The organism is Rhizobacter sp. P1_G5, assembly GCF_056405435.1.
Window position 1 is genome coordinate 1 of the sequence record NZ_JBFUCB010000337.1, and the last position, 6,502, is coordinate 6,502.

8 protein-coding genes are annotated in these 6,502 nt (G+C 72.6%); all 8 read right to left on the bottom strand.

The genetic code is table 11. The features are described from left to right. Nucleotides 1–404 (bottom strand): aminotransferase class I/II-fold pyridoxal phosphate-dependent enzyme (locus tag AC1D12_RS20940; RefSeq protein ID WP_477842607.1); only part of this gene is annotated, 404 nt, incomplete at its 3' end. A 1-nt stretch (nucleotide 405) separates the two neighbouring features. After that, complete coding sequence (cbiB, locus tag AC1D12_RS20945; RefSeq protein ID WP_477826417.1) at nucleotides 406–1,305, bottom strand: adenosylcobinamide-phosphate synthase CbiB; 900 nt, start codon at nucleotides 1,303–1,305, stop codon at nucleotides 406–408. Next, nucleotides 1,305–1,874, bottom strand: coding sequence for a cob(I)yrinic acid a,c-diamide adenosyltransferase (gene cobO / locus AC1D12_RS20950; RefSeq protein ID WP_047502993.1), 570 nt, complete (start codon nucleotides 1,872–1,874; stop codon nucleotides 1,305–1,307). Before cobO ends, cbiB begins: the two co-directional genes overlap by 1 nt. A 1-nt stretch (nucleotide 1,875) precedes the next feature. Next, nucleotides 1,876–2,640, bottom strand: a complete 765-nt coding sequence (locus AC1D12_RS20955; protein ID WP_082004231.1) for an ABC transporter ATP-binding protein — start codon at nucleotides 2,638–2,640, stop codon at nucleotides 1,876–1,878. Next, nucleotides 2,637–3,599 carry a FecCD family ABC transporter permease gene (locus AC1D12_RS20960; protein ID WP_082004251.1) on the bottom strand — a complete coding sequence of 321 codons (963 nt, stop codon included), beginning with the start codon at nucleotides 3,597–3,599 and terminating at the stop codon, nucleotides 2,637–2,639. Before AC1D12_RS20960 ends, AC1D12_RS20955 begins: the two co-directional genes overlap by 4 nt. A 46-nt stretch (nucleotides 3,600–3,645) precedes the next feature. Beyond that, nucleotides 3,646–4,533, bottom strand: coding sequence for an ABC transporter substrate-binding protein (locus AC1D12_RS20965; RefSeq protein ID WP_477842609.1), 888 nt, complete (start codon nucleotides 4,531–4,533; stop codon nucleotides 3,646–3,648). Continuing rightward, the gene (locus AC1D12_RS20970) at nucleotides 4,530–5,093 is read right to left on the bottom strand and encodes a bifunctional adenosylcobinamide kinase/adenosylcobinamide-phosphate guanylyltransferase (RefSeq protein WP_477828708.1); all 564 of its coding nucleotides are present in this window, start codon (nucleotides 5,091–5,093) and stop codon (nucleotides 4,530–4,532) included. The genes AC1D12_RS20965 and AC1D12_RS20970 overlap by 4 nt, the downstream gene beginning before the upstream one ends. Nucleotides 5,094–5,102: 9 nt before the next feature. Beyond that, the coding region (locus tag AC1D12_RS20975) for a TonB-dependent receptor domain-containing protein (RefSeq protein ID WP_477842611.1) at nucleotides 5,103–6,502 on the bottom strand (1,400 nt) is incomplete at its 5' end.

A 6,502-nucleotide genomic window follows, 5' to 3' on the forward strand; every position in this document is an offset into this window, starting at 1 on the left:
ACCCAGGCCAACGGCATCGACCGGCCCAGCGGGCTGCTCGGCGACGCGTGCCAGACCAGCGCCGCGGCATCGCGTTCGACCTCGCGCAGGCCGCGCGCCGCTGCTGCCGCCGCGTAGTCGCCGTAGCAGGGGCGCGGGATGAACACGCCGGCACTCGGCTTGCCGAGCGCGATGGCGGTGCTGATGCGGGCGATGAACTCGCTGGCGCTGGCCGCGATCACGATGCGGCCGGAGGTGACGCCGTGGTGTGCGGCCAGTGCCGCACGCAGGTCGGTGTACGACGGGTCCGGGTAGCGGCTCGCGTCGACCGCCTCCCACGCGAGCGGCGCGGGGCCGCAGGCGTTCGCGTTGGTCGAGAAATCCCAGTGGGGAATGCCCCGGGCGTCCGGCCCGCCATGCACCACGTCAGACGCTCCTCGCCAGCAGCGCGATGGCCGCCGTGGCCACCGAGGCCCAGGCGGCAATGCCGGCATACCGCAGGGCCACTCGCACATCGGCCGCACGCGGCACCCTCGCCCGCGCGTTCAGCGTGTACACGCCCGGCTTGCCGAGCCGCACCCCCAGCCGCAGCGCCATCGCGCCCATCGGCCAGCCGCCGTTCGGCGACGGGGTTCGCAGCGATTGGCCGTACAGCCGGCGCCAGTCGACCCGCCGCAAAGGCGGATGCAGCAGCACGGCCGTGATGCGCGCGGGCAGCCACGACAGCACGTCGTCCGCSCGCGCCGCCCACTTGCCGGCCCACTCCCACTCGCCGCGGTAGCCCCACATCGCGTCCGCCGTGTTGGCGAAGCGGTAGACCAGTGCCCCCGGCAGGCCGGCCACCGCGAACCAGAACAGCGGCGCCACCAGCGAATCGTTCAGGTTCTCGGCCAGCGTCTCGATCGCGGTCTCGCGGATGGCGGCTTCGTCGAGCGCCGAGGTGTCGCGGCTGACCACGCGCGAGAGTTGCAGCCGCCCTGCTTCCAGGCCCTGCCCCAATGAACGTTCGATCGCCACCACCTCGTCGCGCAGCATGCGCCATGCGAAGCAGGGCTTCAGCAGCAGCGCCAGCAGCGGCACCGACGCCCACCACGGCCACGCCGACACTTCGCGCTGCAGCAGCCAGCCGGCCATCGCGATCGCGCTTGCGCCGACGCACCACGCGAGCGCCCCGCCGACGAAGGCCGGCCACGGCGACCCGCGCCGCAGCACGCGGCCCACCGGCCCCAGCACGTGCCCCAGCCACGCCACCGGGTGCAGCGCATTGCGCGGCTCGCCGAAGCAGGCGTCCCACGTCCAGGCCAGCAGCAGCGCGGCGGCGAGCATCAATCCTCGATGCCGCGCTGTGCCGGCACGCCAGCCTTGTAGTGGTGCTTCACCAGCGTCATCTCGGTGACGGTGTCGGCCAGCTCGACGAGCTCGGCCGGTGCGCCGCGCCCGGTCAGCACCACATGCACATGAGGCGGCCGCTCGCGCAGGCAGGCCAGCACCGCATCGAGCGGCAGCCAGCCGTAGCGCAGCGGGTACATCACCTCGTCGAGCACGACGAGGAAGTGTTCACCGGCCCGGATCGTCGCCTCGGCGCGCGCCCAGCCGTCCTTCGCGAGCTGCGCCGAGTGCTCGAGGTCGCGGCTCTTCCAGCTGAAGCCGTCGCCCAGTCCTTCGATCGGCACGCCGAGCTGCTCGAACACCCGGTGCTCGCCGAAGCGGGCCGACGGCACCTTCATGAACTGGTAGACCTTCACCGCCTTGCCGCGCCCATGCGCCCGCAAGGCCAGGCCAAAGGCCGCTGTGCTCTTGCCCTTGCCGTCGCCGGTGTGGACGATCACCAGCCCGCGGCGCTCGCCGTCGGGTTTCTCGCTGCGCCGCTCGGTCGGCGGGGTTTCGATCTGCATCTCAGTCGTCCAGGTTCGGAAGGGTCAGGAAGCGCGCACCGACGCGCTGCACCCGCAGCGCGTGGTCGAACACCGATTCGAGCGCGGCATGCACCAGCGGGTCGTCGTGCGCGCCCTCGGCCGCGATGCGCCCGTGCTGCATCACGACGAGTCGGTCCGCCTGCAGCGCGAGCGACAGGTCGTGCAGCACGCTGACGACCCTCTGCGTGCGCGCCAGGCGCTGGAACAGCCGCACCAGCGCCACTTGGTGCGGCGGGTCGAGGTGGGTGGTCGGCTCGTCGAGCAGCAGCACCCCTGCCTGCACCGCCAGCGCGCGGGCGATCAACGCACGCTGGCGCTCGCCGCCGGACAGCCCGTGCAGCTGCCGGTGCTGCCACGCGCTGCATTCGGTCGCGGCCATCGCGGCATCGACGATCGCCTCGTCGTCCGGCCCCGGCGGCGTGAACAGCCCCAGGTGCGGCAGGCGGCCCAGGTGCACCACGTCGCGCACCGTCAGCTCGCCGCGCGCCTCGCCCTGCTGCGCCAGCCACGCGAGGCGTTGGGCGCGCTCGCGCGCCGGCCAGCCGGCAATCGGCCGGCCTTGCAAGGTCACGGTGCCGGCGGCCGGCGGCAGCAAGCCGGCCAGCACCCGCAGCAGCGTCGACTTGCCGACGCCGTTCGGCCCGACGATCGCCGTCCACCCCGGCTGCAACGCGAGCGACACATCGTTGAGCACCGGCATACCGCCCAACGACACGCGCACGCCCTCGCACATCAGCGCGCTCATTCGATCCCCCGCCGGTGCAGCAACCACAGCAGGTAGCCGCCGCCGAGCAACGCGGTCAGCACGCCGACCGGCAGCTCCTGCGGCGCGATCAGCAGGCGCGCCAGCACGTCGGCCGCGAGCAGCAAGGTGCCGCCCATCAACGCGCTGACGACCAGCAGGTAGCCCTGCGCCGACGGCGCGAAGCGCCGCACCAGGTGCGGTGCGACCAGGCCGACGAACGCGATCAGCCCCGATTGCGCCACCGCGAGCCCGGTCGCCAGCGCCAGCACGACCACCAGCACCAGCCGCAGCTTCGACAGGTCGAGCCCCAGGCTCAGCGCGCTGTCGATGCCGAGCGTCAGCGCATCGAGCGCGCGCGCCAGCCGCCAGGCGAGCGGCACGCAGACCAGCGCGCCGGCCCCCAGCAGCAGCACGCTGTCCCAGCCGAGGAACGAGGTACTGCCGAGCATGAACCACTGCTTGCCGCGCAGCGCATCCGGCGCGACCGTGGTGACGAGGTCACTGGCCGCACCCAGCACCACGCCGACGACGACACCCGCCAGCAGCAGCCGCGTCGTGTGCTGCGCGCCACGCGACAGCAGCAGCGTCAGCAGCACGCCGCCGAGCGCGCCGACGAACGCGCCCAGCACCAGCCCGGCCCGCGACAGCAAGTCTGCTGTCCCCAGGCTGATGTAGTGCCCGGCCAGCGCCTGCGCGGCCAGCCCGAGCACCACCGCGAGCGTCGCGCCCGATGCGGCACCCAGCAGGTAGGGATCGGCCAGCGGATTGCGGAACAGCCCCTGCGCCACCGCGCCGGCCAGGCCGAGCAAGACGCCGACCAGCCACGCCCCCAGCGTGCGCGGCGCGCGGATCTGGCCGACGATCAGCGCCGCGTCCGGCCCCCACAGCGACGGCAGCGACCAGCCCTCGCTGCCGGCCGCGAGCCCGGCGACGAGCAGCAGCGCGGTCAGCACCAGCATCGCGACGACCAGGCGCCGTCGCAGGCGGAGCGCAAGTCCGTTCACGTCAGCGCGGCTCCGGGAGGCCGGCGACACAGCCGGCGAGCTGCAAGGCCGCCTCGCCCATGCGCGGCCCCGGGCGGATCAGCACTTCGTACGACGCCGGATCGAAGCCGCAGCTGCGCCCGCCCTGCACCGCCCGCAGCGCGGCCCAGCCCGGGCGCGCCGGCATCTCGGCCACGTTGCGCTGCGCACCGATCAGGATGTCGGGCTGCGCCTTCAGCACGTACTCCGGGTTCAGCTTCGGGAACGGCCCGAGCTCGGGCGTGACGATGTTGCCGAGGCCGAGCCGCGTCAGCGTCTCGCCGATGAACGAGCTGCTGCCCGCCGCGTACGGCGACGCATCGACCTCGAAATACACCCGCTGCCCGCGCACCTTGGCCGGCACGCGCGCCGCGGCCTCGGCCATCTCGCGCTGGATGCGCGCCCACACCGGCGCGGCGCGCTCCGGCGTGCCGAGCAGCTGCGCGATCGTCGCGAGGCTGCGCTGCACGTCGGCATGCGTCTTCGATTCGACGACGACGACGTGCACGCCGAGCTGCTCGAGCCGCTCGATGATGCGCGCCGAGGTGGCGGCCAGCACCACGTCGGGCTTCAGCGCGACGATGCGCTCGACCTGCGCGTCGTCGATGCCGCCCAGCTTGGGCAGCGCCAGCACCTCGGCCGGCGAGTTGGAATAGCGGTCGGTGCCGACCAGCCGCGCGCAGCCGCCGAGCGCGCACACGCTCTCGGTCAGCGAGGGCAGCAGGCTGATCACGCGCTGCGGCGGGGCCGCCAGCGTCAGCGTGCGGCCGCGGTCGTCCTTCAGCGTGAGTGGGGCCGCGGTGGCAGCCAGCCCGGTCGCGGCCAGCAGCGCCATCGCCAGCACCTGCTTCAGGAGGGTGTGCATCGTCATCGTGTCTGCGCCTTCACGGCCAGTTCCAGCCCGGCCACCATCAGCGTCACGCGCGCGCAGTGCGTGGCAACCGCCTGGTGCAGCCGCCCCAGTTCGTCGACGAAGTGTCGCGCCTCGCGTGTCATCGGCGACAGGCCGAGGCCGATCTCGTTCGACACCAGCACGACCGGGCCGGCGGCCGCCGCCAATGCGTCCAGCATCGCTTGCGACGCGGCCTGCCAGCGCTCGTGCGGCTGGTCCAGCGGCTCCATGGGCATCAGCCAGTTCGTCGTCCACAGCGTCAGGCAGTCGATCACCAGCAGCCGCTGCGGGTGCGCGTATTGCACGATGCCGAGCGCGAGGTCGCGCGGCACCTCGTGCGTGACCATCGCCGGCACGCGCTCGGCGCGGTCGCGGCGGTGCTGTGCGATGCGCTCGCGCATCTCGCCGTCGCCGGGCAGCGCGGTGGCGAGCAGCGCTGCCTCATGCCCCGGCGTCGCGAGCCAGGCGATCGCACGCGATTCGGCGCAGCGCGACTTGCCGCTGCGCTGGCCGCCGAGGATCAGTTCATGGCTCGCCATCGAACTCGATCAGAACTGGATGCGGATGGAGCCGGTGAAGGCCCGGCCGTCTTCCGGGTAGATCGAGCTGGTCGCGCCGTTCACGCAGCGGAAGGCCAGCGTGTAGTACTTCTTGTCGGTCGCGTTGGTCACGCCGAGCGCGAATTCCAGCATCTGCCATTGGTACGCGTAGCGCAGGTCCAGCGTCGTGTGGGCCGGCATCGTGCAGGCGTTCTCGAAGTCCGGCGTCTGCGACGACACGTAGTTCACGCCGGCGTCGACGCGGTGCCCCTCGGCGAACGCCCAGTCGCCGCGCAAGGCCAGCGTGGTCTTCGCGGTCAGCGGCACGTCCTTGCCGTCGTTGCGGCCGGCCGTGAAGCGCGCCTGGCGCTGAGCCGCGACCACGCGCACGTTGGCCGTGCTGCCCAGCGCCTGCGACAGCTCGGCCTCGACGCCCTGGCGGCGCGTCGGCTCGAAGTTGACGTTGGCGCCAAAGAAGGGGCCGTTCGGCTCGTTCGGGTCGTAGCCGATCTCGTCGGTCAGCTTGCTGCGGTAGGCGCGCACTTCGGCGCGCGTGCCACCGGCCTGCCAGCGCAGGCCGAGCTCGATGTCGCGCGAGGTCTGCGGGCGCAGCTCGCCGACGGTGAAGCTGTATTCGTCGGCATTGGCCAGCCGGTAGCTGCTTCCGATCCGGCCATACACCGAGGTCGAGGTCGACAGCGGCTGCAGCAGGCCCAGCTCCCAGGCGTGCATCGTGTCGTCGATGCCCGTCGTCGTGTCGGTGCTGGTCTTCTCGATGCGCTCGCTGCGTCCGCCGACACTGACCCGCGTCCCCGCTGCGAAGGTGTAGTCGTCCTTCGCATAGAACGCGCGCGAGGTCTGGTCGGCGGACGAGCCGAAGACCGTGTCGCGCGTCCAGTCGGCATGGTCGATGCCGAAGCTCAGCGCATTGCGGCCGCCGGCCAGCGCCATCTCGTTGCGCGCACGCAGCGCGTAGTTCTTCGCGTTGATGTCGTACCCGTAGGTCGAGCTGCCACGGCTCTCCAGGTGCTTGTCTCGCCAGCCGGCATCCAGCCCGAGTTGCCAGTCGCCCAGCACCGCGGAGCCGAACAGCCCCGAGTTGCGGCTGCGGATGCCGCCATGGTCGTTCGGCTTGCTCGTCTGGCGCGGGTTGTCGGCGTACTGCGCGGCCGTCAGCGAACCCGGCAGGCCGGTTTCGAGCCGGTCCCAGCCGCTGCGGGCGCCGATCCGCACGCCGTCGGCGAGCTGCCATTGCGCAGTCGCCGAGGCACCCTCGGACTCGGAGCGGAAGTTGTCGCGGTGGTTGTCGGTCTCGCGGTGGTTGCCGGCCACGTCGAGCGAGAACTTGCCCGCCACCACGGTGCCGCTGGCGCGCGTGTCGAGCAGCGCATGGCTGCCCATCGCGCCGT

Coding starts and splice junctions, on each gene's coding strand:
- cobO (WP_047502993.1), bottom strand. CDS start 1,874: ATGCAGATCGAAACCCCGCCGACCGAGCGGCGCAGCGAGAAACCCGAC.
- AC1D12_RS20955 (WP_082004231.1), bottom strand. CDS start 2,640: ATGAGCGCGCTGATGTGCGAGGGCGTGCGCGTGTCGTTGGGCGGTATG.
- AC1D12_RS20970 (WP_477828708.1), bottom strand. CDS start 5,093: ATGGCGAGCCATGAACTGATCCTCGGCGGCCAGCGCAGCGGCAAGTCG.
- AC1D12_RS20965 (WP_477842609.1), bottom strand. CDS start 4,533: ATGACGATGCACACCCTCCTGAAGCAGGTGCTGGCGATGGCGCTGCTG.
- AC1D12_RS20960 (WP_082004251.1), bottom strand. CDS start 3,599: ATGCTGGTGCTGACCGCGCTGCTGCTCGTCGCCGGGCTCGCGGCCGGC.